The 22,907-nt window shown below is 59.4% G+C and carries 26 protein-coding genes and 1 tRNA gene; 15 read left to right on the forward strand and 12 right to left on the reverse strand.

Annotation, left to right across the window (positions count from 1 at the left end; all coding sequences use genetic code 11):
* The first annotated feature begins 73 nt into the window (after positions 1 to 73).
* The 4 genes from U5K31_15015 to U5K31_15030 are packed head-to-tail and all read left to right on the forward strand — an operon-like array spanning position 74 to position 3,578.
* Positions 74 to 613: a cyclic nucleotide-binding domain-containing protein gene (locus U5K31_15015; GenBank protein MDZ7774033.1), complete on the forward strand. Its 540-nt coding sequence runs from the start codon at positions 74 to 76 to the stop codon at positions 611 to 613.
* A 31-nt stretch (positions 614 to 644) separates the two neighbouring features.
* Positions 645 to 2,105, forward strand: a complete 1,461-nt coding sequence (gene rlmD, locus U5K31_15020) for a 23S rRNA (uracil(1939)-C(5))-methyltransferase RlmD (protein MDZ7774034.1) — start codon at positions 645 to 647, stop codon at positions 2,103 to 2,105.
* Positions 2,102 to 3,103, forward strand: a complete 1,002-nt coding sequence (locus U5K31_15025) for an FAD-dependent oxidoreductase (protein MDZ7774035.1) — start codon at positions 2,102 to 2,104, stop codon at positions 3,101 to 3,103. The genes rlmD and U5K31_15025 overlap by 4 nt, the downstream gene beginning before the upstream one ends.
* Positions 3,024 to 3,578, forward strand: coding sequence for a hypothetical protein (locus tag U5K31_15030; protein MDZ7774036.1), 555 nt, complete (start codon positions 3,024 to 3,026; stop codon positions 3,576 to 3,578). The genes U5K31_15025 and U5K31_15030 overlap by 80 nt, the downstream gene beginning before the upstream one ends.
* Positions 3,579 to 3,622: 44 nt before the next feature.
* On the opposite strand, the gene U5K31_15035 is transcribed toward U5K31_15030, so the two are convergent.
* A complete protein-coding gene (locus U5K31_15035) occupies positions 3,623 to 4,123 on the reverse strand; it encodes a metallophosphoesterase family protein (GenBank protein MDZ7774037.1) in 501 nt (166 codons plus the stop codon).
* Positions 4,124 to 4,234: 111 nt separating this feature from the next.
* Between U5K31_15035 and U5K31_15040 the strand changes: the two genes are divergently transcribed.
* Together U5K31_15040 and U5K31_15045 are read left to right on the forward strand one after the other, a co-directional pair.
* Positions 4,235 to 5,272, forward strand: a complete 1,038-nt coding sequence (locus tag U5K31_15040; GenBank protein MDZ7774038.1) for a glycosyltransferase family 2 protein — start codon at positions 4,235 to 4,237, stop codon at positions 5,270 to 5,272.
* Between the two features lie 109 nt (positions 5,273 to 5,381).
* Positions 5,382 to 6,236, forward strand: coding sequence for a universal stress protein (locus tag U5K31_15045; protein MDZ7774039.1), 855 nt, complete (start codon positions 5,382 to 5,384; stop codon positions 6,234 to 6,236).
* On the opposite strand, the gene nfo is transcribed toward U5K31_15045, so the two are convergent.
* Positions 6,218 to 7,060 (reverse strand): deoxyribonuclease IV, encoded by an 843-nt coding sequence (gene nfo / locus U5K31_15050; protein ID MDZ7774040.1) that lies wholly within the window; start codon positions 7,058 to 7,060, stop codon positions 6,218 to 6,220. The two genes, U5K31_15045 and nfo, sit on opposite strands and share 19 nt — an antisense overlap.
* A 175-nt stretch (positions 7,061 to 7,235) precedes the next feature.
* Here nfo and U5K31_15055 point away from each other — a divergent pair, with 175 nt between their 5' ends.
* From U5K31_15055 to U5K31_15065, 3 genes are read left to right on the forward strand one after another with little or no spacing between them, the layout of a single operon-like run.
* Positions 7,236 to 7,910, forward strand: coding sequence for a hypothetical protein (locus tag U5K31_15055; protein MDZ7774041.1), 675 nt, complete (start codon positions 7,236 to 7,238; stop codon positions 7,908 to 7,910).
* Positions 7,907 to 8,986 (forward strand): histidine kinase, encoded by a 1,080-nt coding sequence (locus U5K31_15060; protein ID MDZ7774042.1) that lies wholly within the window; start codon positions 7,907 to 7,909, stop codon positions 8,984 to 8,986. The genes U5K31_15055 and U5K31_15060 overlap by 4 nt, the downstream gene beginning before the upstream one ends.
* The gene (locus U5K31_15065) at positions 8,983 to 9,669 is read left to right on the forward strand and encodes a LytTR family DNA-binding domain-containing protein (protein ID MDZ7774043.1); all 687 of its coding nucleotides are present in this window, start codon (positions 8,983 to 8,985) and stop codon (positions 9,667 to 9,669) included. The genes U5K31_15060 and U5K31_15065 overlap by 4 nt, the downstream gene beginning before the upstream one ends.
* Before the next feature lie 51 nt (positions 9,670 to 9,720).
* Here the strand turns inward: U5K31_15065 and U5K31_15070 are convergent, their stop codons facing one another.
* Together U5K31_15070 and U5K31_15075 are read right to left on the reverse strand one after the other, a co-directional pair.
* Positions 9,721 to 10,107, reverse strand: a complete 387-nt coding sequence (locus U5K31_15070) for a DUF302 domain-containing protein (protein ID MDZ7774044.1) — start codon at positions 10,105 to 10,107, stop codon at positions 9,721 to 9,723.
* A gap of 74 nt (positions 10,108 to 10,181) precedes the next feature.
* A complete protein-coding gene (locus U5K31_15075) occupies positions 10,182 to 10,583 on the reverse strand; it encodes a hypothetical protein (GenBank protein ID MDZ7774045.1) in 402 nt (133 codons plus the stop codon).
* Between U5K31_15075 and U5K31_15080 the strand changes: the two genes are divergently transcribed.
* Positions 10,582 to 10,938, forward strand: a complete 357-nt coding sequence (locus tag U5K31_15080) for a hypothetical protein (protein MDZ7774046.1) — start codon at positions 10,582 to 10,584, stop codon at positions 10,936 to 10,938. The two genes, U5K31_15075 and U5K31_15080, sit on opposite strands and share 2 nt — an antisense overlap.
* Positions 10,939 to 10,979: 41 nt before the next feature.
* On the opposite strand, the gene U5K31_15085 is transcribed toward U5K31_15080, so the two are convergent.
* The 5 genes from U5K31_15085 to U5K31_15105 all read right to left on the reverse strand — a co-directional run bounded on the left by U5K31_15085 (position 10,980) and on the right by U5K31_15105 (position 16,119).
* A complete protein-coding gene (locus U5K31_15085; GenBank protein MDZ7774047.1) occupies positions 10,980 to 11,939 on the reverse strand; it encodes an ABC transporter ATP-binding protein in 960 nt (319 codons plus the stop codon).
* Position 11,940: 1 nt separating this feature from the next.
* Complete coding sequence (locus U5K31_15090; protein MDZ7774048.1) at positions 11,941 to 12,468, reverse strand: TlpA disulfide reductase family protein; 528 nt, start codon at positions 12,466 to 12,468, stop codon at positions 11,941 to 11,943.
* Positions 12,469 to 12,607: 139 nt separating this feature from the next.
* Complete coding sequence (locus tag U5K31_15095; GenBank protein ID MDZ7774049.1) at positions 12,608 to 13,861, reverse strand: 6-bladed beta-propeller; 1,254 nt, start codon at positions 13,859 to 13,861, stop codon at positions 12,608 to 12,610.
* A gap of 350 nt (positions 13,862 to 14,211) precedes the next feature.
* Entirely contained in the window at positions 14,212 to 15,153 is a 942-nt protein-coding gene (locus U5K31_15100) for a hypothetical protein (GenBank protein ID MDZ7774050.1), read from the reverse strand.
* A gap of 543 nt (positions 15,154 to 15,696) precedes the next feature.
* Positions 15,697 to 16,119, reverse strand: a complete 423-nt coding sequence (locus tag U5K31_15105; protein MDZ7774051.1) for a DUF1761 domain-containing protein — start codon at positions 16,117 to 16,119, stop codon at positions 15,697 to 15,699.
* Between the two features lie 166 nt (positions 16,120 to 16,285).
* Between U5K31_15105 and deoC the strand changes: the two genes are divergently transcribed.
* The 4 genes from deoC to U5K31_15125 are packed head-to-tail and all read left to right on the forward strand — an operon-like array spanning position 16,286 to position 20,272.
* Positions 16,286 to 17,203 (forward strand): deoxyribose-phosphate aldolase, encoded by a 918-nt coding sequence (gene deoC / locus U5K31_15110; protein ID MDZ7774052.1) that lies wholly within the window; start codon positions 16,286 to 16,288, stop codon positions 17,201 to 17,203.
* Positions 17,204 to 17,214: 11 nt separating this feature from the next.
* The gene (locus U5K31_15115; GenBank protein ID MDZ7774053.1) at positions 17,215 to 18,747 is read left to right on the forward strand and encodes an aldehyde dehydrogenase family protein; all 1,533 of its coding nucleotides are present in this window, start codon (positions 17,215 to 17,217) and stop codon (positions 18,745 to 18,747) included.
* A gap of 34 nt (positions 18,748 to 18,781) precedes the next feature.
* Positions 18,782 to 19,651 carry an aldehyde dehydrogenase family protein gene (locus tag U5K31_15120; protein MDZ7774054.1) on the forward strand — a complete coding sequence of 290 codons (870 nt, stop codon included), beginning with the start codon at positions 18,782 to 18,784 and terminating at the stop codon, positions 19,649 to 19,651.
* Between the two features lie 18 nt (positions 19,652 to 19,669).
* The gene (locus U5K31_15125) at positions 19,670 to 20,272 is read left to right on the forward strand and encodes a hypothetical protein (protein MDZ7774055.1); all 603 of its coding nucleotides are present in this window, start codon (positions 19,670 to 19,672) and stop codon (positions 20,270 to 20,272) included.
* A gap of 31 nt (positions 20,273 to 20,303) precedes the next feature.
* On the opposite strand, the gene ychF is transcribed toward U5K31_15125, so the two are convergent.
* Genes ychF through nusB form a run of 3 tightly spaced genes read right to left on the reverse strand, consistent with a single transcriptional unit; the run spans position 20,304 to position 22,596 of the window.
* Positions 20,304 to 21,398 (reverse strand): redox-regulated ATPase YchF, encoded by a 1,095-nt coding sequence (ychF, locus tag U5K31_15130; protein ID MDZ7774056.1) that lies wholly within the window; start codon positions 21,396 to 21,398, stop codon positions 20,304 to 20,306.
* 49 nt (positions 21,399 to 21,447) lie between these two features.
* Positions 21,448 to 22,122 carry a metallophosphoesterase family protein gene (locus tag U5K31_15135; protein MDZ7774057.1) on the reverse strand — a complete coding sequence of 225 codons (675 nt, stop codon included), beginning with the start codon at positions 22,120 to 22,122 and terminating at the stop codon, positions 21,448 to 21,450.
* Positions 22,123 to 22,131: 9 nt separating this feature from the next.
* Positions 22,132 to 22,596 carry a transcription antitermination factor NusB gene (gene nusB / locus U5K31_15140; GenBank protein ID MDZ7774058.1) on the reverse strand — a complete coding sequence of 155 codons (465 nt, stop codon included), beginning with the start codon at positions 22,594 to 22,596 and terminating at the stop codon, positions 22,132 to 22,134.
* A gap of 130 nt (positions 22,597 to 22,726) precedes the next feature.
* Here nusB and U5K31_15145 point away from each other — a divergent pair.
* Positions 22,727 to 22,801 (forward strand) — tRNA-Val (locus tag U5K31_15145).
* Positions 22,802 to 22,907: the final 106 nt, after the last annotated feature.

Raw genomic sequence — 22,907 nt, forward strand, 5'->3', positions numbered from 1 at the left:
GGGGTGGGCTTCGGACTTCGCGCATAAACTTCTATATTGATGCATTGAAACCCGAAGCCCCAGCTATTTCGCCATGTTTGGCTCCGACAAGCTCAAGACCTTTAAAAAGCAGACGGGAATAATCGCCCGCTCGCGCTTCCTGAAAAGCCTGACCGCCATGGAGCGGTACGAATTTCTGCAGCTCTGCCACAGCCGGAGCTACAAGGAGGACGAGTACATCTACTACCAGGGCGACCCGGGCACGGGCATGTATTTCATCGAGGAGGGGCGCGTGCAGCTCGTCGTGGAGTCCTCCGAAGCCTCCGATGACGACCTGACCTACGACCTGGAGGCGCCCGAGGATTTCGGCTCCCTCTCCATTGGCTACGAGCTGCGGCGCATGTCCTCCGTGCGCTGCCTCACCGACTGCACCCTCCTGGGCTTTTTCAAGCCTGATTTCGAGACGCTCAAGAAGCGGCACCCTCTCATAGCCGTAAAGTTTATGGAGACCCTGGCCAAGATCGCCATGCGCCAGCTCGAAATGTTCACCGACGAGGTGAACCACTCCAGCGGCGTCTCTAAAGCGTTCGCCCTCCGTTTCGAATCGTATTACCACAACCAGCTCGAGGCCTGACGCCTCGCAACCCCACACCGCATCACGCAGCATGATCCCCAAGAAAGGAGACGAAGTTGAGCTCTCTATAGAAACGGCGGCCTACAAGGGCAAGGGCCTGGGCAAAATCGACGGCATGGCCGTCTTCGTGCCCAACACCGCCCCCGGCGACACTGTCAAGACGCGCATTGTCAGGCGCAAGAAGAGCTACCTGGAGGGCAAGCTGCTGGAGGTGATCGAGGGCGGACCCGACCGCATCGAGCCGCGCTGCCGCCATGCGCAGACCTGCGGAGGCTGCAACTGGCAGCACGTGAACTACGAAAAGCAGCTCGACTTCAAGCGCGACCAGGTGGAGGACCACATGCACCGCATCGGAAAGCTGACCCACCTGGAGGTCAAGCCCACCATCGGCTGCGAGCAGACCTTTCACTACCGCAACAAGATGGAGTATTCCGTCGGCCACCGGCGCTGGCTGAGCCGCGAGGAGATCGACGCCGAGGAGTTTGTCAGCGACCGCGGCTTTGCCGCCGGGCTGCACGCCCCGGGACGCTTCGACAAGATTCTCGACCTGCAGGAGTGTCATCTGCAGGACCCGGTCTCCTACGAGATCCTCGATTTCGTGCGCAGCTGGTGCGTGGAGCACGAGGTGCCGCCCTACAATACCATCGACAACGAGGGCTTCATGCGCAACGTGGTGATCCGCACCTCCCACCACACCGACGATCTCATGGTGAACCTGGTGACCTACCGGGACGCCCCGGAGCTTATGCAGGATATGTGCGAGGCCCTGCTGGAGGCTTTTCCCCGGATTACCACCGTGGTCAACAACGTGAACGACCAAAACAACCCCACAGCCATCGGACGCTACGAGCACGTGCTGCACGGGCCGGGCACCATCGTGGACAAGATCGGCCCTTACGCTTTCACCATCGACGCCAACGCCTTCTTCCAGACCAACACCCGCCAGGCCGAACGGCTTTACGAGGTGGCCCGCGACTACGCCGCCATCCAGCCCGGCGACACGGTCTACGACCTCTACTGCGGCGTGGGCACCCTCACCCTCTTCATGAGCAAACAGGCCGAAAAGGTGGTGGGCATCGAGGTGGTGAATGTGGCCGTTGAAAACGCCCGCAAGAACGCCCGCGAAAACGGCGTGGACAACGTGCACTTCGTGAAAGGCGACATGCGCGAGGAGTTCAACGACAAGATCGTCGAAAAGCACGGGCGGCCCGACTGCATCATCACCGATCCCCCGCGCGCCGGCATGCACGACGACGTGGTGGAGCAGCTCTGCCGGCTGAAGGCCCCGCGGCTGGTCTACGTGAGCTGCAACAGCTCCACCATGGCCCGCGACCTGAAGAAACTCAACGAGGTGTACGAGATCCACGACGTGCAGCCAGTGGATATGTTTCCGCAGACCTACCACATCGAGACGGTGGCCCGCCTGGAGCTGCGGGAGGGTGAGCAGCCCGATAAACAGGAGCAAGCCAACGCCGACGACGACGCCTCATGAAAACCGGTATCATCGGCGCGGGGCTCGGGGGACTCGCCTCAGCTTGCCTGCTGGCCCGCCGCGGCCACGAGGTCACCGTCTACGAGCGCAACCGCCGCCCCGGCGGCAAAGTCGGCCAGGTGGAGACCGGCAGCTACCGTTTCGATACCGGACCCTCCCTGCTTACCATCCCCTGGGTGGTCGACCGCCTCTTCGAGGAATGCGGGGAGCGGCTGCAGGACCACCTGGAGATCGTGCCGGTAGACCCGATCTGCCGCTACTGGTTCGCCGACGGCACCCGCTTCGACTGCATGCGCGACCACAACCGAAACCGGGCGGTCATACGCGAATGGAGCGAGGCTGACGCCGAGGCCTACATGGAATTTATGGACTACTCGCGGGAGCTCTACCGGCGCACGCGCGACGCCTACCTCTTCAATCCCCTCTACAGCCTGGGCGACCTGGGCGAGATGAATCCGCTGGATCTGCTGCGCATCGACGCCTTCCGGACCATGTCCCAGCGCATCGACCGCCGCTTCGAGACGCCCTACATGCGGCAGTTCTTCAAGCGCTTCGCCACCTACAACGGCTCCTCGCCCTACCAGGCCCCCGCCACCCTCAACGTCATCCCCCATGTGGAGCTCACCATGGGAGGCTTCTACCTCCGGGGCGGCATGTACGCCCTGGTGCGCGCCCTCTACAAGCTGGCCGACCAGCTGGGCGTGCGTTTTCACTTCGACTGGGAGGTGGCCCGCATCGAGGTGAAGGAGGGCCGCGCCTGCGGACTTCGTAGCGCCGGCGGACTGGAGGCGAAGTGCGAGCTGGTGCTGGCCAACAGCGACTCCTATGAGACCTACCTGGAGCTGCTGCCCGAGGAGCAGCTCTCCGGGCTGAAACGGCGCTCGATGAAACGCCTGGAACCCTCCTGCTCCGGCTTTCGTGCTGCTGCTGGGGGCCGATCGCAGGTGGGACGCCCTCTCCCACCACACCCTTTTCTTTTCAGGCGACTACCGCCGTGAATTCCAGGACATTTTCCAGCGGAAGGTGATGCCTGACGACCCCACCATCTACGTGGCCAACACCTCCCACACCAACCCCACGCACGCCCCGGTGGGCGGATCCAACCTCTTCGTGCTGGTCAACGCGCCCTACCTGAGTGCGGAATGGGACTGGGAGGAGCACGCAGGGTCCTACGAGGAGCACATTATCCGGCAGCTGGAAGAGCGGGGATTGGAAAGGCTGGGTGAATCTATCGAATACCGCGAGCGGATCACCCCGCTGGACTTCTACCGCCGTTTCCGTTCGCGCCGCGGCAGCATCTACGGCACCTCCTCCAACTCGCGCCGCGCCGCCTTCATGCGTCCCCGCAACAAGTCCCGTCATGTGGAGGGCCTCTACCTGGCGGGCGGCAGCACCCATCCCGGCGGGGGCATACCCCTGGTGCTGCAGTCAGCCTTCAACGCCACAGAGCTGATCCGCCGCTACGAAGAATAAGACATCCGACTTTAAGACTTTCCGACTTTATGACTTATGAGACTTTAAGACTTTATACCGAGATTGATCACCTCAACGTCATGCAAGGTACCCTCCGCCACCGTAAACCGCACCACCGTGCGGTAGACCTGAAAGCCCTGGCGGCCGGCCGCGCCCGGATTTACAAATAGCATGCCGCCCTTCTCCTGGTCGCGGCCGATCTTGAGAATGTGCGAGTGACCGCAGATGAACAGGTCGGGCGGATTGGCCTCCATCTCCTCGCGGATGGGAATGCAGTAGCGTCCCATCGTACCGCCGATGTGCGTCATCCAGATATTCATACCCTCCCTGCTTATGCGCTGGTGCAGGGGATAGACCTGGCGGATCTCCTGTCCGTCGATGTTGCCGTAGACGCCCGTTACCGGGGCTACCTTCCCCAGCCGGTCGGCTACCTCCAGCGTGCCGAAGTCGCCCGCGTGCCAGATCTCGTCGCGGTCGCTGAAGTAGTCCAGCACCTGGGGGTCCAGCCAGTTATGGGTGTCCGATATCAACCCTACTTTGATCATACGCTATTCTTTGCCATCTTTTGCAAAACAAAAAAGGACGGCGACGCCCTCCCTGACTATATATAAAATCGGTTCATTCCTAACAATCCGATTCGGGATTAAAATCCTTTCATGCCCCGCTTCAGCATCGTCATCGTTACCTGGAACGCCCTCTCCCACCTGAAGACCTACCTTCCTTCGGTGGCCGCCACGGAGCACGATTCCTACGAGATCGTCATCGCCGACAACCATTCCACGGACGGGACGGCCAGCTGGGTGCGCAACCACTACCCGGAGGCTCGCCTGGCCCGCTTTGACGACAACTACGGCTATTGCGGGGGCAACAACCGCGCCGTGCCCTACACAAAGGGAGAGATCCTGATCTTCCTCAACAACGACGTGGCCGTCGAGCCCGACTGGCTGGATGCCCTCGACCGCGCCTTCCGCGAACGTCCGGAGACGGCGGCCCTGCAGCCCAAGATCCGCTCCTACCGCGAGCCCCGCCAATTCGAGTACGCCGGGGCGGCAGGGGGACACCTTGACCGTTACGGCTATCCCTTTTGCCGCGGGCGCATTTTCGACATGGTGGAGGAAGACCGCGGGCAGTACGACCAGCCTGCCCCGGTCTTCTGGGCCAGCGGCGCCGCCCTGGCCGTGCGCCGGGATTGTTTCGGGGAGGCGGGCGGATTTGACGAGGATTTCGAGTTTCACATGGACGAGATCGACCTCTGCTGGCGGCTCTGGCGCCGAGGCTGGGAGGTGCGCTGCGAGCCGGGAAGCGTGGTCTACCACCTGGGCGGAGGCTCCCTGCCCATGGACTCCCCCCGGAAGGTCTACTACAACTACCGCAACTCCCTGTTCATGCTCTGGAAGAACTACTCCACCGCCGCCCTGTGCACGAGACTGCCGGTTCGGGTGGGACTGGACAAGATCGCCGCCCTGCGGGCCCTGCTGCAGGGCAATACGCGGGAGTTCGGGGCCATTGTGCGCGCCTACCGCGATTTCCTGGGACAGCTGGCACACGTCCACCGCAAGCGCCGCGACCTGCGCGCCGCAGGTCTTCCCACGGCCGATCCTCCGGTCCTGCAGCCCTTTTCGGTGGTCTGGTCCTATTTCGTGTCCGGCCGGCGCACCTACGCTGATCTGCCGACATCCCGCCCCGGAAGCTAATCCGCAAAAAAACGCCCGCGGCCCAGACGGACCCCAGGACGCAGAATTTTCACCGTTTCTGCCACAGATACCGCTACACTTCCAGCCGAACAATTCCTATTTTACCGACGTGAACCGCATAGACACCATACTGTTTCCGACCGACCTGACGGACGACGCCCACATGGCCTTCGAATACGCCCTGGAAATGGCGCGCCGTACCGGGGCCCGGCTGCACATCCTGCACGCCATCGAGGAGCCCTACGATTTCGCCACCCGCCTGGAAGAGACCATGGAGGCCCTGGAAGAGAAGGCGTGGGAAACGATGGACCGGCTCAAGGCCCATATTCGCGAACGCGAGAATTACAGCGACCTGCAGGTCGAATTCCACGTGGAGCGCGGCAGTCCCAAACCCGTAATTACGGCGCAGCTGGACAATATCAAACCCGACCTGATGGTCATGGGCACCAAGAGCGAATCCAACCTCAAGCGGCTGCTCTTCGGGGACGTCACTTCCGATGTGATCCTGGAGGCGGACGTGCCCATCCTTACGGTACCGGTGAACAGCAAGAAGCCCTACCTCGACCGTTTTCTCTTCGCCACCGATTTCCGGTCCGGCGACCTGGAGTCCCTTCGCAACACGGTGCACCTGGCCCGCCTCTGCGAGGCCGAAATCCATATCCTGCACGTCTCCCCCCAGAAAGACCTGGAGACCGAGATCAAATTCCGCGGCTTTGCCGACTACGTGACCGAAAAAGTGGACTTCGACAGCTTTACCTTCGTGCACGTGGAGGCGCCTCGCTTTACCGATGGCGTGGCCGAATACACCGACAAGAACCCGGTCTCCATGCTGGTCATCACCCGCTACAAAAAGAAGTTCCTCTCCTCCCTTTTCCGCACCAGCGACACGCAGGGCCTGCCCCAGCAGATTCACATGCCCATGCTGGTGCTACTGAGCAGCGGGAATCAGCCCGACATCTCGTAGAGCAGGGCGATCTCCTGGTCCCAGCGGTCGGTCTCGGGCGTTTCCAGGATAAGAGGTATGCCGTCAAATCGCTCGTCTTCCATGATAAACCGGAAGCCGTCACGTCCTATGTGACCCTCGCCTATGGGGGCGTGGCGGTCCACCCTGCTGCCCAGCTCCTTCTTGGAGTCATTCAGGTGCATGCCTTTCAGGTAGTCGAAACCCACCAGCGACTCAAACGCCCCGAAGGTCTCCCGGAAACCCTCATCGGTGGACAGCTCGTAGCCCGCCGCAAAGGCATGGCAGGTGTCAATGCAGACCCCCACACGCTCCTTGTCTTCCACCTGGTCGATAATTTCGGCCAGATGCTCAAATCGGTAACCCAGCGCCGTGCCCTGCCCCGCGGTGTTCTCAATCACGGCCGTCACTCCCTCGGTACGCTCCAGGGCCCAGTTCACCGAATCGGCGATGCGCGACAGGCACGCCTCCGGGGAGATCTGGTCGAGGTGGTTGCCCGGATGAAAATTCAGCAGGCGTATGCCCAGCTGTTCGCAGCGCTGCAGCTCGTCCAGAAAGGCGTTGCGCGACTTCCGGAGGCTGTCGTCCTCCGGGTGACCCAGGTTGATCAGGTAGGAGTCGTGCGGCATGACGTGGTCTATGTCATAGCCGTACTTTTCGCATTCGGCGGCAAAGCCGCTGATGTTCTCTTCGGTCAGCGGGGGACCCTCCCACTGTCGCTGGTTCTTGGTGAAAAGCGCGAAGGCCCTGGCTCCGATCTCATGGGCGCGTCCGGGCACGTTTTCCACGCCGCCTGCGGCGCTGACATGGGCTCCGATATATTTCATGGATGAATGGGGACTTGAGGTTGAACGGGATGTAATTTATACGGAAAATAGGGGCTGGAGACCTTATTTCCAGATGTTCATCGAGCAAAACGGGGTGTTCATCGAAAAAAGTTCGCGGGGACCTGCCTGATGCTTTACTTGGCAGCGTGTTCAACCGCAACCAACCTTTACGGTAATGAAATTTTCATCTTCTTCTCTTCTTACCCTGGCCCTCATGACCGCCGCCCTGCTGCTGACCGGCTGCGGCATCCCCTCCGTGCACCCGCTCTACGAGCCGAAGGACCTGATCATGGACGAATCGCTTACCGGCTTGTGGGAGAGCGGCGACACCCGTTATATGGTGCAGTCCATTTCCCAGCTTCAGGACTCGGTGGACAAATACACCTCCGACCCTGACTACGATCGCACCACCGTAGACGTGGCCGGGCTGAGCGTGGACCATGACGCCCTGGAGGAATTCAGGGGCTTCGGCCTGGCCAACGCCTACCTGGTCTGGAATCCCGAGGAGGAAGAGCCGGAAAACGTCTTCCTGGCCGGCCTGCTGCGCGTGGGAAGTCACGACTACATGGACTTCTACCAGTTTGAGACGGGCGAGACGACCCTGGCCTTTCCCGTGCACGTCTTCCGGCAGGCCGAAATCAGGGGCGACACGCTGGTCTTGCGTGACTTTGACGAGGACTTCCTGAAGGAGCTCATCAGCAACCGTCAGCTCCGCATCAAGCACGAGGTCTCCATGGACAACTTCCTGCTGACGGCGTCCCCCGCAGAGCTTCAGAAGTTCGTGCTTAAATACGCCGGGGATGAACGGGCCCTCTCCAACCGTACCAACACCTACACGCGGGTGCAATGAGCCGACACCTCGCCGACATAGCGTCCTCCCTTCGTACTGCGCTCACCCACCGGTGGGCGCAGTACCTCTATTTCTGGGCCTTCTCCTTCCTGGTCCTCTCCCGCTACTTTGCCTACGACGGCACGGTCGGGGAAATCGACCTCATCTACACCGCCCTCTTCCACCTCAGCCTGGCCTTCTGCGTCTGCGTGAACAGCTATCTGCTCATACCGGTATATTTTGCCCGACGTAACTACCTGCTGTACATGGTATTGGCGGCAACACTTATGGTGGTTTCCACCTGGGTGAACATCGCCACTTTCCGCTGGCTGGCCGACTGGATCTTCCCGGGCTACTACTTCATCTCCTACTACGAGTGGTACGACATCATCCAGTTCATGGTGGCCTACACCGCCATCACCACCCTGCTGCAGCTATCCCGCGGCTGGTTCCGGGAGGCCGAGGTGCGCCAGGAGCTGGCCGAAGTGGAGCGCCGGCGCGTGCAGACCGAGCTGAAGGCGCTCAAGTCGCAGATCAACCCCCATTTCCTGTTCAACAGCCTCAACCACATCTACGCCATGGCGGTGCAGCGTTCTCCGGAGACCGCCCCCGCCGTGCTGCAGCTATCGGACCTGCTGCGCTACACCATCCGCAACATGAACCGTGAGACGGTGCCCCTGGAGGGGGAAATCGCCTACCTGGAGCAGTACGTGGAGCTCTACCGCAGCCGCATCCACCACCCCGACAGAGTCTCTTTCACGGTTGAGGGCGATCCGGGCGAGCACGACGTCGCCCCCCTGCTGCTCATCGTCTTTGTGGAAAACTGCTTCAAGCACGGCAGCGTGAGCCGGGAGGGCGACCGTATTGAGATCACCCTGGACATCCGCGACGGCCGTCTTCGGCTGGAGACCCGCAACAGCGTGGAGGGGGAACGGGAGCTGCCGGAGGAGGAAGGCGGGCTGGGACTGGAGAACGCCCGGCGCAGGCTGCAACTGCTCTACCCGCAGCGCCACAGGCTGGAGATGAATCCCTCCCCTGAACACTTCAAGCTGGTCCTGGAACTGGATCTGAAATCGAAAGCCATTCCCGACTCATGAACCGCATTTTGACCTGCATGGTGGTGGACGACGAACCCTCGGCGCAGAAGGTACTGCTGCAGTACATCGCAGACGCACCCCAATTGCAAGCCGGCCCGGTCTGCAGCGACGCCCTGGAGGCCCTGGAAAAGCTGCGGCAGGAGAAGGTGGACCTGCTCCTGCTGGACGTCAACATGCCGCGCCTTTCGGGCATCAGCCTGCTGCGCTCCCTGGACGACCCTCCGCCGGTGATCCTGACCACGGCCTACGACGACTACGCCCTGGAGGGCTACGAGCTGGACCTGGTGGACTACCTGCTGAAGCCCTTCTCCTTCGAGCGCTTCCTGAAGGCGGTGCGCAAGGCCGAGGAGCGCACCGGCCGCGAGGGCTCCGCCGAGAAATTTCTGATGGTAAAAGCCGATAAGAAAAGCTGGAAGGTGGACCTGGAGGAGATCCTCTACATCGAGTCCCTCGGCGACTACGTGACCGTGCACACCCCCCATCGCAAGCTCACCACCTACGACTCCCTCAAGAACCTGCAGGAGACCTTGCCCGGGGAGCTGTTCATGCGGGCGCACAAATCCTACCTGGTCGCCCTGGCGCATATCGACTACATGGAAGGGAACCGCCTGTTTGTGGAGGAAACCGAGATTCCCATCGGCGCGACCTACCGAGATGAGGTCAAACGGCGCCTGCAGGCCTAAAAAAAGGCCGGCCGAGCCGGCCATAAACCTGAGCTGAAGTCGCCGCCTTTTTCACAGGCTCTCGATGATTTTCCGGAGACGCTCCCGCACCTCGGTGGCCACCTCCCCCAGCTCGTCGTTGTCGATGGCCTGCATGGAGGCGACCGGGTCCACCGCCGACACCTCCACCCTGCCCGGTTCGCGCTCCTGCACGATCACATTGCAGGGCAGCATGGTGCCGATCTTGTCCTCGGACTGTATGGCCTCCCAGGCCAGGGGCGGGTTGCAGGCGCCCAGGATGCGGTAGTTGTACATCTCCCGGTCCAGCTTCTTTTTCATGGTCTCCTTGACGTCGATCTCGGTCAGGATGCCGAAACCGTCCTCTTTCAGCTTACCGGTGACCTTCTCGATGGCCTCCTCGAAACCGGTGTCCAGCGTGGCGGTAAAATAGTAGCTCATGGCGATGGGACTCTTGGGTTGGGAATGGGTTCTGTCAGGTGATAAAAACCCAAGCGGGAGGCAAATCGTTTGTGTTAGCCCATGACGATGTCACGGCGACGATAGAGCAGCAGCCCGAGGGCGAGCACAATGGCCGTAAAGAAGAAATTCTCCCCGATCACACTCCAGTAAAGTCCCATATCGGGGTCGATCACGTTGTTTTGGATGCCCCACTGGATGAGCGGTTCACTGAGGGTGGCCGGGTTAAGGTAATAAAGCAGGTAGCCCAGCCACTGCACGGCCAGGTAATCGGCCGAAATCATGGAACCGAATACGCCGCCGAAGGTCCACAAGATGAAGGCGATGCCGCCTCCCAGCATGGGTACCAGGTAGAGCGAGAGCACGAAGGAGATGGCGGTGTAGACCGTAAGCTGCGCCAGGTTGAAAGCCACCCCGCTGCCGAAAAGCGCGGTGAAGGGGATATCCCATATCAGCATGAATACGCCCATCAGCGCCACCCCTACAAGCAGGAAAGCCGTAATGAGGCAGCCATACCCCGGCCATCTTGCCCAGCAGGAACTGCGTGCGGCTCACCGGCTTGGCCAGGACGCCCACAACGGTCTTGTTTTTCTTTTCCCAGTGCACCGCGGCCGCCCCGAAGATGATGCCGAAGAGGATGGAGAAGATGGACCAGGGACCGAAGAGGTTGTCCAACAGGCTGGCCTGCCGCGAGCGGACATCGGCCGGATTGAGTTCCGGCATCTGGTTCATCAGGGTGTAGAAACCGTAGCCGTTGCCCAGCAGAATAAACACAAAAATAAAGAGCAACAGGTAGAGGATCTTCCTGGATAGAAGCTCCCGGACGGTATTGAACGTAATCAGCTTGATGTTGGTCATGACTGGGCGGCCTCCTCTTCCTCTTCAGCTTTGGATTCCGACGACTCCAGCTCCATGTAGCGCTCCTCCAGGGAGCGGGTGCTGGGATTCAGGCGCAGAATATTGACCTGCAGGTCCAGCAGCGTGCGGATCACCTCCTCCTTGCGCCCACCGTCGCACTCGATCACATGCAGATCCAGCTCCTGGCGGACCGACACCCCCTCCCCGCCCAGCCGGCCGGCGTAACTCTCCTGCCAGCCCTCCACCTCGATCTTCCAGCGGTCCTCCGAAGCGGTAAGCTCGTGAATATCACCCGACATGACCACCTGGCCCTCCCGGATCATGATTACGTGGTCGCAGAGCCTTTCAATATCCGTAAGGTTGTGGCTGCTGAAGAAGACCGTCTTGCCCGCCTGCTTCTCCTGCAGTACGCGGTCGCCGATCACCTTGCGCCCCTGCGGGTCCAGTCCCGTGAACGGCTCATCCAGGATCAGCAGATCGGGATCGTGCATCAGGGCCTGGGCCACGCCTAGCCGCTGGCGCATACCCTTGGAAAAATGTTTGACCTTTTTTTCGCGGGCATTGGACAGTCCCATACGCTCCAACTCCTCCTCGATGCGCCCCTCCAGGCCGTTTTCGGGCAGGCCGGCCAGGCGGCCATAGAAACGGAGGGCGGCCTGCGGCTTCAGGAAATCATAGGTATGAAAAATCTCGGACTGGTAGCCCAGCCGGCGGCGCACCTCCGGGTTGCAGGGATCCTCCCCGAACAGGGACACGCTGCCCTCGTCCGGCATCAGCATGCCCAGCAGGCAGTGGATGGTGGTGGTCTTGCCCGCCCCGTTGGGACCGATCAGACCCATCACCATTCCCTGCGGCACCTCGCAGGAGAGGCCGTCCACCGCCTTGAACTTATGGATGCTGAACCCAATACGGTAGCTCTTGCTCAGGTTCTGTATGGATACGGCCGGTATGCTCATGTCAGTTGTCCCCCATACGCTGGTTCACCACATACTCCCAGCTCTGCTGAAAACCCACCCCGGTCTGCAGCACCTGTCCGGTGCTGTCCACCAGGAAAGAAGTCGGCAGGGCCTGCACGCGATAGCGCTGCGACACCGAACCGTCCTCGTCCAGCAGGATGGTAAAAGGAACCGGATTCTGGTTGAGATAGGTCTTGACGGTCTGCGGCTCCTCGCTGACGCTGATGGCCACAATGCCAAAGCCATCGGCGGAATGCTCCTCGTAGAGCTTGGCCATAAGCGGCATCTCCTGGCGGCAAGGACCGCACCAGGTGGCCCAGAAATTTACCCAGGTAAGCTCGTGCGCCTCAATGTAGGCCTGCAGCTCCACCGGCGTACCCGTCGTGTCGGGGAGGGTAAACGATTCAAGGGTCTCCCCCTGCCCGAAAGCCAGGCCCGGGTTGTTGCGCACGTTGTTCTTGACCGTAAAGGAGACGGCGGCGAATACCACCAGCGCCACCAGAAATCCCAACCAACGTTTGTCCGGCATGGTGCTATTGCTTGCTTACGATTTTCCTCATGGTACAAAAATATTGAACAGTTGGAAAATGAAAGAAAACACAATCCTGGCAGGTCACCTATTTGTGCGTGCGTTGATCGGTATACTTCCCATCAGACCATTCCACGATTCAATTTATTGGCTCCATCTGAATTTTATGGCGCTGAACCGTCAGCACGCCCTTCTCCCAATCCCTGTCACGTACATACATGGAGCCGTTCCTCACCGTCTCGATTTCCAGTGAGCGGGGCCAGTCAAATTTCGCGAGAAGCTCCCCGGAATCTTTCAGTACCCACCAGGTATAGGTATCCGGGTCTTCGGTGATGGTCGATACCCACAGCCTATTATCATCATCCGCCAAGATGGAATGCAAGGCTGGCCAGTGATCCCCAAATTCGACATCCGCCATACTTGTCCGGAAATCATCACTGTGGTCTTCAAAAACTTGTTCACGATCCACGGAGGCATGTTCATATGGATAATAGAAAGAGCGTTGGGTCGAGTCTTTAACATCCATGGCATGAATCAGGAATTGCGAAGTATTTGCACGATAAATAATGCCATCGGGGGAAACGGTAACAATACCCTCATCGGATGGGCTATTCTCATTCAAGGCCATATGAGATAATTTCTCCAAGACCGATTGGAATAATTCATCCGAGGTGAGATTTCCATTCTCATCCAATGAATAATACCTTAAATAGGTTCTTTCTGACTCAGAAAGCTTTCGAACGTCAGCCGGAGAAAGCCCTCCAATCAGAATACTGCCATTTCTCAAGGGCAGCACAGAGTTAATCGTTCCCAATACTATTTTCCCCTGGTCATTTGTTAGTTCTGTCAGATTTAAATTTACCACATGTACATCATAGGAGTCGAGATTGAACCATTGAATACGTTTCAGTGAATAACCATATGTCATCAATCGATCTCCATCCATGCGAATGGTGCTCATATCTATAAATTCACCGGGCCCTCTGCCCTCTCCTCCGATTTTGGTAAGTAACGCGCCATCGGGATTGTATACATGAATATTTTCTTCCAGGCGGTCCATTATATACACCCGACCCTTTCTATCTACACTGACGGTGTTATAATGATGTCCGCTTGCCGACATGATGGGGTTTAGGTATATCTCCCCGTATATTTCCCGGGGGGTGAAACTGATTTCATACGGAGGGGGTTGGGAGGGGTCCAGGGCCGTCAAATTTTCCTTCTCCTGGAGGTGAGCGGGGATTTTCAGGGTATCCGAAGAGAGGGCTTCTGATATATGTTCACTGCCGGGATTATCAACAGTACATCCAATGAAGGTTGTTATTACCAGTAGGCAATAAATTCTATTCATACAGATGATTTCAGGTTCAATAAAATCGGGGCTACCCGCCATGCCTTTACAAAGGAGTAGCCCCGTGTAACTTGAATAGCTAGAAATAACGGCTTCATACGGACAGAACTCTCAATTTTAATCCAGTAGTATCTTAATACTTTGCCCTGCTAAGTGCAAGAAAATCTGATTCTTATGTAGTTATCTACTAGCCATTATTCGCATTCAAGCCTTCCGGAATGTCCCCTTAACCACCAAATGCCCCTCAGGGGGCAACACCTCGGGGGCAGAATTGCTTTGCCCCCCCCAATCAGCATGCCTATCAAATAAGCGTGCCACCGCCTGGCCGAGGCTTCGTGCAGTGCCCGTTCTTGGCGGGGAGGATTTGCAAGGCGAAAATATTATGATGCTTATTATATATCATTATTGAGTTGAATCTTATATCTGCTAAGATCAAGGGTACCCAGTGTGTTTGCCCCTGATGCAACATACAGGTATCCATCCCGGACCTTTAATATTACCTCGGATCTGGGCCATTGAAATCGAGCCAGCAGGCTCCCTTGATTGTCCAGCACCCACCAGTCATAGGTATCCTGGTTTTCCGTGATCGTGGAAACCCAGATGCGCTCCTCATCATCCACTATAAACCCGTTGAGCGCCGGCCAGGTGGCTGGAAAGTCGGCATTTCGCAACCTGCTGCGGAGAAAATCATCGTATCCCTGCAGAAAGCGGTCCCGGTCCAACGAGGCGTTCTCGTAGGGAACGTAAATCGATCGTGCAATGCCAGTTGCCGAGTCGTCCAAAACTTGGATCAGAAAATCCGATGTGTTGGCCTTGTAAACGGTCCCCTCCGGTGAAACATCAATCATACCTTCATCAGTAAATGGCAAAGAATAGGATCCTCCTGAAAAACTGTGGCTGGCCCGCATTACCGTTTCAAATAACTTGGGGGAGATTATCTTACCCTCCCGATTCATGCGATAATATCCTCTATAATTACGGTCATCACCGGACAAGTTTTGAATATTCAGACTTACGATATATTCATCGTCGTTAAAGCTGAAAAAACGATGAGGACGTGGAGAAGTAACTTCATCAGAATCACTTGCAGCTCGAGTGTCGAACACAATTGACTCTGTTGATTCAAACGTCTCGGTAGAGAAGAGTATAATCCTCAAATTCAAACCATATGCACCAAGTCGATCCCCGTGCATAAACAGATAGGCGATACGCTGAAACTCGCCTGGCCCTCTCCCCCCTCGCCCCAGACTTCCGCGCATAGTGCCATCGGCAGAATAGGACAGAATACTTTGGTGGTCATAATCCGGGATATAGATATTCTGACGGTCATCCACAGCTATCCCCTCTCCTATGCCTACTGGCCCACGCCCTCTCGGGAGTTCGCTGTAGGTCTTTTCGTGTATAAAATGTATTTCGTATTGCGGTGATCTCTTCGGATTAATAACCCGAAGATTCTCCATCTCCCTGATGTGAGCAGGAATATCCAGCGAGTCAGGTAAAGATGTCTGCATATTGGACTCGGCAGGAGTCTCTACAGAACAGCCAATTAGACCAAATACGAAAGAGAGTACCAGGTATCGATATAAACAATTCATTTTCGCTGGGTGTCTGTCGGACTTGACGGTCTGATTGTGTTGCCATGCACGCGGTGATAATTCAGGAAATAGCCATCAAAAGTCCGGTACATAATTAGAACCGGCTGGACAATTGAGACGGTGTCACTCCAATCATGGGTTTTGCCACACCACCCACACAAAAGCGTTTCGGGCACGTATGGATCGGGTGAACTTCTTTCAGGGGGGGGTATGGAGCTTATACTTTTTATAGCTGCCATATCCACCTGAGGTGAAATGAAGCACAATTAATTGAAGTCCCAGCTACTTCCAGGCACCCAGGATCAGTCCCATAATCGTGAAGGCCACCGTCCAGAAACCCCCGTTGATGAAGATGTAGCCCCAGGATTTCTGCTCATAGAGGGCATTGGTGGCGATGACAAAGAAAATCCATCCGAAGCCGGTCAGAAAGCCGTAGAAGGCACCGCTGCCCGCGGTGATGGCCTCGGCCGCTTCGGGCGAGCCGTAGAAGAACATGGCCAGGTTGAAGGCCATGATCAGGCCGAAAATAAAGGTCAGGGATATGGTCTTGGCAACCCCGCCGGAGGCTATCTGCTCTTCCGTCAGTCCCACGGCCTCCATCCAGGCCTTGCCGAAAAGGGCCTTGGAATACCATAATGAACCCAGAATCCATGCAGAAAGACCCGCCGCAACTACCGCCAGAAAATTAATATTGGAGACATCCATAGTATTCACCATTCGTTGTTTGTATTGAACGTATATCGTGATCGTGTTTTCCAACTACGCTGATAGCATGGTATTAAAAAACAGGGCATCGCGCCATTAAATTTTTTACCGCCATATTCGTACCTTTTACAGGCAACGGCCGCGATCCAAATTCCATAAGACATTCATGAGTACCGAGACCCCGAAGACGCATCCCGATTTCAGCCGCCCGGTCCCCATCGACCAGGTAGCCGTGGAGGAGCGTGTGGCCCGGCTGAACCGGCGCAGCATCAAGAAACAGTCAAAGGTGGAGGGCCTGAAAATGGCTCTCTCGATGGTGGATCTTACCACCCTTGAGGGCATGGACACCGAGGGCAAGGTGGTCCAGCTCTGCCAGAAGGCCAAAAGACCCTACGCCTCCCTGCCCGACCTGCCTACGGTGGCGGCCGTCTGCGTCTATCCCAACATGGTGCCGGTGGCGAGCCGCGAGCTGCGCGACACGGGCATCAAGGTTGCCAGCGTGGCCACGGCCTTTCCCAGCGGCATGAGCAGCATCGAGCTGAAGCTGGAGGAGACGCGACAGGCTGTGGAGGCGGGCGCCGACGAGATCGACATGGTGATTTCAAGGGGACGTTTCCTGCGGGGTGAGTATGACTACGTCTACGACGAGATCGCCGCCGTGAAGGAGGCCTGCGGGGAGGCGCATCTGAAGGTGATCCTGGAGACCGGCGAGCTGCAGACCCTGGAGAAGGTGCGGCGGGCCAGCGACCTGGCCATGCACGCGGGGGCCGACTTCATAAAAACCTCAACAGGTAAGGTTCAACCCGCTGCCACACAACCGGTTACTCTGGTCATGCTGGAGGCCATACGGGACTTTTACTACGAAACAGACCGGCTCGTGGGCATGAAACCGGCCGGTGGAATCCGCACCGCCAAGCAGGCCCTGCAGTATTTGGTGCTGGTGCGGGAGACCCTGGGAGCGGATTGGCTGACGCCCGACCGTTTCCGCTTCGGCGCCAGCTCCCTGGCCAACGACCTGCTCATGCAGATCGTAAAACAGAAGACCGGTGTATATCAGGACCCCAACTACTTTTCCAACGACTGAGTATAGACGACATGGCTGAAAAGGATCAAGACACCCAATCCCCCGAGCCGGAGGCCGGCTACACGCCCTCCTCCCCCGCCTCCAAACTGGACTTCGCCTCCGGCTGGCAGTACGACGAGGCACCGCAAAGCGCCGAACACGTGGAACTGCGCGACCGATACGGGCTCTACATCGACGGGGAGTTCTCCGAGCCGGAAAAAGGAAGGTATTTTTCCTCAATCAATCCTGCCACCGAGGAGGAGCTGGCCGAGGTGGCCGAAGCCACCCAGCAGGACGTGGACCGCGCCGTTTTCGCCGCCCGCAAGGCCTACGAGAAGGTTTGGAAGGGCCTGGAACCTGCCGAGCGAGGCAAGTACGTCTTCCGCCTGGCGCGTCTCATCCAAGAGCGCGCCCGCGAGCTGGCCGTGCTGGAGAGCATGGACGGGGGCAAGCCCATTCGCGAGTCCCGGGACGTGGATATCCCCCTGGCGGCCGCCCACTTTTTCTACTACGCGGGCTGGGCCGACAAGCTGGACTACGCCTTCCCGGGGCGCAGCGCCTCCCCCCTGGGTGTGGCCGCGCAGGTCATCCCCTGGAATTTCCCCCTGTTGATGCTGGCCTGGAAGATCGCCCCCGCCCTGGCCACCGGCAACACCGTGGTGCTCAAACCGGCCGAAACCACCTCGCTGACGGCCCTGAAGTTCGCCGAGATCTGCTCGGACGCCGGCCTGCCGCCGGGCGTGGTGAACATCGTGACGGGCGCCGGTCAGACGGGCTCGCTGCTGGTGAACCACGGGGAGGTGGACAAGGTGGCCTTTACCGGCTCCACCGAGGTGGGCAAGCAGATCATGAAGGATCTGGCCGGCACCGGCAAGAAGTACACTTTGGAGCTGGGCGGCAAGGGTCCGAATATGATTTTCGAAGACGCTCCGCTGGATCAGGCCGTGGAGGGCATCGTCAACGCCATTTTCTTCAACCAGGGACATGTCTGCTGCGCCGGCTCCCGCCTGCTGGTGCAGGAGAGCGTGGCTGACCGCGTGGTGCAGAAGCTGCGCGACCGCATGGAGACCCTCATCGTGGGCGACCCGCTGGACAAGAATACCGACATCGGCGCGGTCAACTCCCAGCAGCAGCACGAGAAGATCCAGCGATACCTGGAGTTGGGCGTGGAGGAAGGCGCGCAGATCTACCAGAGCTCCTGCGAGCTGCCCGAAAAGGGGTACTTCTGCAAGCCCACGCTCTTTACGGGCGTGGGACAGTCCAACCGCATCGTACAGGAAGAGATTTTCGGCCCGGTGCTCACCATTCAGACCTTCCGCACCGCCGAGGAGGGCATCGACAAAGCCAACAACACGCCCTACGGACTGGCCGGTGGCGTATGGACCGACAAGGGCTCCCGCATCTTCAAGGTGGGCAGCCGCATCCGTAATGGGGTGGTCTGGGCCAACACCTACAACCAGTTCGACCCCACCTCCCCCTTCGGCGGCTATAAGGAGAGCGGGGTGGGACGCGAGGGCGGCCTGCACGGGCTTTACCCCTACGTGAAGCTCAGTGAGACCCTTTGACCGTAAAGAACCGCACTAAATACAACCGCGAGCCATGAGTGACCGACTGGACGTACAGAAAACCTACAAGACCTACGTGGGGGGCGCCTTTCCCCGCAGTGAATCGGGCCGAACCTACAAGGTAATGGACGGCGAGGGCGAGCCCCTGGCCAACGCATGCCGCTGCTCACGCAAGGACGTGCGCGACGCCGTAACGGCCGCCCGCAAGGCCTTCGAAGGCTGGAGCGGGCGCTCGGCCTACAACCGGGGACAGATTCTCTACCGCATCGGCGAGATGCTGGAGGGGCGCGCCGGACAGTTCGCCGCCGAGCTGCAGAAGACCGGCCTCAAGAAGAAATCCGCCGAGCGCCGGGTAGAGCTGGCCATCGACCGGCTCATCTACTACGCCGGCTGGACCGACAAGATTGCCCAGGTCTTCGGAACGGTAAACCCGGTGGCAAGCAGCCATTTCAATTTTTCGATGCCCGAACCCACGGGCGTGGTGGGCATCTGGGCGCCCGAGGAGAGTCCCCTGCTGGGACTGGTCTCGGTCGTGGCCCCGGTGATCGCGGGAGGCAACACCTGCGTGGTGCTCGCCTCCGAAAGCAAACCGCTGGGCGCGGTCAGCTTCGCCGAGGTGCTTCACTCCTCCGATGTGCCCGGCGGGGTGGTCAACATTCTGACCGGCCGGCGGGAGGAACTTACCTCCCACCTCTCCTCCCACATGAATATTAACGGGCTGCTCTACACCGACGCCGGCTTTATCGAACAGTACGGGAAACAAATTGAGGAGAACGCCGCTTTAAACGTCAAGCGGGTGGCCGGCGAGGCGGTGGAGGACTGGACCGACGAGGCGCAGAGCAATCCCTACCGCGTCACCGATTTCCAGGAGACCAAGACCACCTGGCATCCCGTGGGATATTAACCGATGTTTCCGCACTCTATGCAACGATCATTACCTGATTTCCTGCGATATGCCGCGCCGGGACTGTTCCTGGCGGTGGCCCTGCTTGCAGCCTCCTGCAGTGGCCCGGCACGCATGCCTTCCGAACCGGGGGGCGGCGGAGAGGCGCCCGGCGACACTGCGGCCGCAGCGACAGATGAGACTCGCACCGCCTCGGAGCAGGAACTGCTCAACGCCAACCGCTCCAGCCTGGCCGATCTGCACGCCACCCAGCATAGCGATATCCCGGAAACGCTCATGCAGCAGCGGGAGGTGCGGGAGGAGCCCATAGACTCCACCGCGGGCTTTCGCATCCAGATCCATTCCAGCCGCAGCCTGCAACTGGCCGACTCGGTAGCCTCGCAGTTCCGGGTCTGGGCCGACACCACACTTACCTTCCAGGCCGATACCTACACCTTCTTCCAGCCGCCCTTTTACAAGGTACACGTGGGGAATTTCCGCGACCACCGACGGGCTGATGCCTATTCCCGGCTGGTGCAGCGGCGCATCCCCGACGCATGGGTAGTACCCGACCGCATCGAGCCCGACCGGGTGCCGGCCGATACCACGCATTTCGGGCTGCGGGAGGCGGAACAAAGGTAGGCAGACCGTACGGCGGGCTGAAGAGAGGCGGTCAGACGTTGAAGCGGAAGAGAATGACGTCGCCGTCCTGCACCACGTAGTCCTTGCCCTCCTGGCGCATGCGCCCGGCGTCGCGCACGGCCTTCTCCGAGCGGAGCTCCTTAAAAGTTTCGAAGCTGGCCGTCTCGGCGCGGATGAAGCCGCGCTGGAAGTCGGTGTGGATCTTGCCGGCCGCCTCCGGGGCGGTCTTGCCCTTCTCCAGGGTCCACGCGCGGGTCTCCTTCGGTCCCGTGGTAAAGAAGGTGATCAGCCCCAGCTCCTTGTAGGCGGCCTGGATCAGGCGGTCGAGTCCTCCGCTCTCCACGCCCAGCTCCTCCAGAAAGGCCTCCTTCTCGTCCTCCTCCAGCTCGGCGATCTCCGCCTCGATCTTGGCACAGAAGGTCACCACCTCGTCGCCGTGCTCGGAGGCGATCTCTCGAACCGTGTCCACCCACCGGTTGCCCGAGTCGAGATCCTCCTCGGAGACGTTGCAGGCGTAAAGCACCGGCTTCTCCGACAGCAGGAAGAGCTCGCGGTAGTAGCGGCGTTTTTCCTCGTCGGCCGGGAAGGTGCGCGCGGAGTTGCCCACCTCAAGGTGCTCCTTCAGTTCGGTGACCACCTCCAGCCTCCTGATGTCCTCCCTCTCGCCACTCTTGGCGGCCTTCTTGAGGTTTTCCCAGCGCTTCTCCACCGAATCGAGGTCCTTAAGGATAAGCTCGTCCTCGATGATGCGGATGTCACGCGCCGGGTCCACGCTCCCCTCCACGTGCACCACGTTCTCGTCGTCGAAGCAGCGCACCACGTGCACGATGAGGTCCACCTCCCGGATGTGCGACAGGAAGGCGTTGCCCTTGCCCTTCCCTTCGGAGGCCCCTTTGACCAGGCCCGCTATGTCCACGAACTCCACGCTGGTAGGCACCTTCTCCTTGGACTCGGAGAGGCCGAAGAGAGTGTCCAGGCGCTTGTCGGGCACCGGCACCACCCCCACGTTGGGATCGATGGTGCAGAAGGGAAAGTTGGCGGCGTCGGCCCCCGCGTCGCTGAGGGCGTTGAACAGGGTGGACTTGCCCACGTTGGGCAGGCCCACGATTCCACATTTGAGGCTCATAGGTCGGTTTGCAAACAGGGTATGCGTTGAAAATTCGGTTCGGTGCCGCTCAGTCGATGCTAGGCTGCTGGATAAACTCCTCTTCGGGCAGCAGCACGGCTGTCAGCGTGCCCATGCCGCGGGAGGCGAAAACACAGCCCGTGTCGATGCCAATCATGTTGGCCCGGCGCAGCGGCCGGGTCCGTGGCGTGTGGCCGAAGACCACCGTCTTCTCCCAGGCGGTTTCGGGGGCGGCCAGGTGGGAGCGCTCCCAGAGCAAGTCGCTGTGATGCTCCTCGTCCTCCACCGCCTCCCGGATGGTAAGGCCGGGCGGCAGACCCGCGTGCACGAAAAAGTAGTCCGGGGTATCGTAAAAGAGGCGGGTAGCCTCGAAGAAATCCATATGCGCGTCGGGGATGTCCTCCACGCCGGGCGCGTCCCCGTAGGAGTCGAGGGTCTCCCCTCCCCCGTTCAACATCCAGTTGGCGAAGTTGCCCATCCGTATGCCCTCCAGCAACATCTGCTCATGATTGCCCCGCAGGAAGACGCAGTCGTGGTCCTCCCGGAAGCTAAGCAGGAAATCGACCACGCCCTTCGAATCGGGTCCACGGTCGATGTAGTCGCCCACGAAGACGATCTGCCGTCGGGCCAGCTCTGCGGGGTCCATTTTGTCGACCAGGGCCTCCAGGGAGGCGGCGCAACCGTGCACGTCGCCTACAGCGATATACTTGTCAGCTTCAGCCAAAGGTGAGGGTCAGGAATTGGTATTAGTTTCGATAAGTCCGCGTCCGCTCTTCTCGATGCGGCCCTCTTCACGCAGGGCACCCAGCGCGGAGTCGAGGATGCCGTTTACAAAACGTCCCGACTTGTTGGTGGAGAAACGCTTGGCCAGTTCAATGGCCTCGTTCATGGTCACCTTAGTGGGAATCTCCTCGAAGAAGAGGAACTCGCAGATGGCCATGCGCAGGATCACCTTGTCGATGATCGCCAGGCGCTCCATTTTCCAGTTTTCGATGTGCCCGCGGATGACCTCGTCCACCTCCTCCTGGTTCTTGAGGACCCTCAGGAAGAGGCTCTCTGCGAATTTCAGGGCGCCGTCTCCTTTCTGGAAGGCGGGCTTAACGATGTTGGCAAGGATCTGCTCGACGTCGGTCTTGCTGACCTCCTCCGCGTACAGGGCCTTCAGTGCCGCTTCTCGGGCTTCTCTGCGTTGGGCCATCGGCTGGGTTTCGTAGGGAATTTCAATGAGCCGCCCAAAATACAAAACCTCGCCCTGAGGGGAAAGCGCGGAACACATAAAAAGGTTGCGCCTTTGCGGAGGCGCTCCGTATATTTGCCACTCTCTTCGAGGGTGCTTAGCTCAGCTGGTTCAGAGCGCTACCCCGACACGGTAGAGGTCACTGGTTCGAATCCAGTAGCACCCACTTGGCCGGCGGCCGCGAGGCGGGCCGGCTCTCCCGGCGACACGGGTGATTAGCTCAGCTGGTTTAGAGCGCTGCATTCACATTGCAGAGGTCGGCGGTTCGAATC

This window comes from Balneolaceae bacterium (assembly GCA_034521445.1).
Lineage (GTDB): Bacteria > Bacteroidota > Rhodothermia > Balneolales > Balneolaceae > JAXHMM01.

Coding starts and splice junctions, on each gene's coding strand:
- U5K31_15015 (MDZ7774033.1), top strand. CDS start 74: ATGTTTGGCTCCGACAAGCTCAAGACCTTTAAAAAGCAGACGGGAATA.
- rlmD (MDZ7774034.1), top strand. CDS start 645: ATGATCCCCAAGAAAGGAGACGAAGTTGAGCTCTCTATAGAAACGGCG.
- U5K31_15025 (MDZ7774035.1), top strand. CDS start 2,102: ATGAAAACCGGTATCATCGGCGCGGGGCTCGGGGGACTCGCCTCAGCT.
- U5K31_15035 (MDZ7774037.1), bottom strand. CDS start 4,123: ATGATCAAAGTAGGGTTGATATCGGACACCCATAACTGGCTGGACCCC.
- U5K31_15040 (MDZ7774038.1), top strand. CDS start 4,235: ATGCCCCGCTTCAGCATCGTCATCGTTACCTGGAACGCCCTCTCCCAC.
- nfo (MDZ7774040.1), bottom strand. CDS start 7,060: ATGAAATATATCGGAGCCCATGTCAGCGCCGCAGGCGGCGTGGAAAAC.
- U5K31_15055 (MDZ7774041.1), top strand. CDS start 7,236: ATGAAATTTTCATCTTCTTCTCTTCTTACCCTGGCCCTCATGACCGCC.
- U5K31_15060 (MDZ7774042.1), top strand. CDS start 7,907: ATGAGCCGACACCTCGCCGACATAGCGTCCTCCCTTCGTACTGCGCTC.
- U5K31_15065 (MDZ7774043.1), top strand. CDS start 8,983: ATGAACCGCATTTTGACCTGCATGGTGGTGGACGACGAACCCTCGGCG.
- U5K31_15070 (MDZ7774044.1), bottom strand. CDS start 10,107: ATGAGCTACTATTTTACCGCCACGCTGGACACCGGTTTCGAGGAGGCC.
- U5K31_15080 (MDZ7774046.1), top strand. CDS start 10,582: ATGAATACGCCCATCAGCGCCACCCCTACAAGCAGGAAAGCCGTAATG.
- U5K31_15075 (MDZ7774045.1), bottom strand. CDS start 10,583: ATGCTGATATGGGATATCCCCTTCACCGCGCTTTTCGGCAGCGGGGTG.
- U5K31_15085 (MDZ7774047.1), bottom strand. CDS start 11,939: ATGAGCATACCGGCCGTATCCATACAGAACCTGAGCAAGAGCTACCGT.
- U5K31_15090 (MDZ7774048.1), bottom strand. CDS start 12,468: ATGCCGGACAAACGTTGGTTGGGATTTCTGGTGGCGCTGGTGGTATTC.
- U5K31_15095 (MDZ7774049.1), bottom strand. CDS start 13,861: ATGGCGGGTAGCCCCGATTTTATTGAACCTGAAATCATCTGTATGAAT.
- U5K31_15105 (MDZ7774051.1), bottom strand. CDS start 16,119: ATGGATGTCTCCAATATTAATTTTCTGGCGGTAGTTGCGGCGGGTCTT.
- deoC (MDZ7774052.1), top strand. CDS start 16,286: ATGAGTACCGAGACCCCGAAGACGCATCCCGATTTCAGCCGCCCGGTC.
- U5K31_15115 (MDZ7774053.1), top strand. CDS start 17,215: ATGGCTGAAAAGGATCAAGACACCCAATCCCCCGAGCCGGAGGCCGGC.
- U5K31_15120 (MDZ7774054.1), top strand. CDS start 18,782: ATGAGTGACCGACTGGACGTACAGAAAACCTACAAGACCTACGTGGGG.
- U5K31_15125 (MDZ7774055.1), top strand. CDS start 19,670: ATGCAACGATCATTACCTGATTTCCTGCGATATGCCGCGCCGGGACTG.
- ychF (MDZ7774056.1), bottom strand. CDS start 21,398: ATGAGCCTCAAATGTGGAATCGTGGGCCTGCCCAACGTGGGCAAGTCC.
- nusB (MDZ7774058.1), bottom strand. CDS start 22,596: ATGGCCCAACGCAGAGAAGCCCGAGAAGCGGCACTGAAGGCCCTGTAC.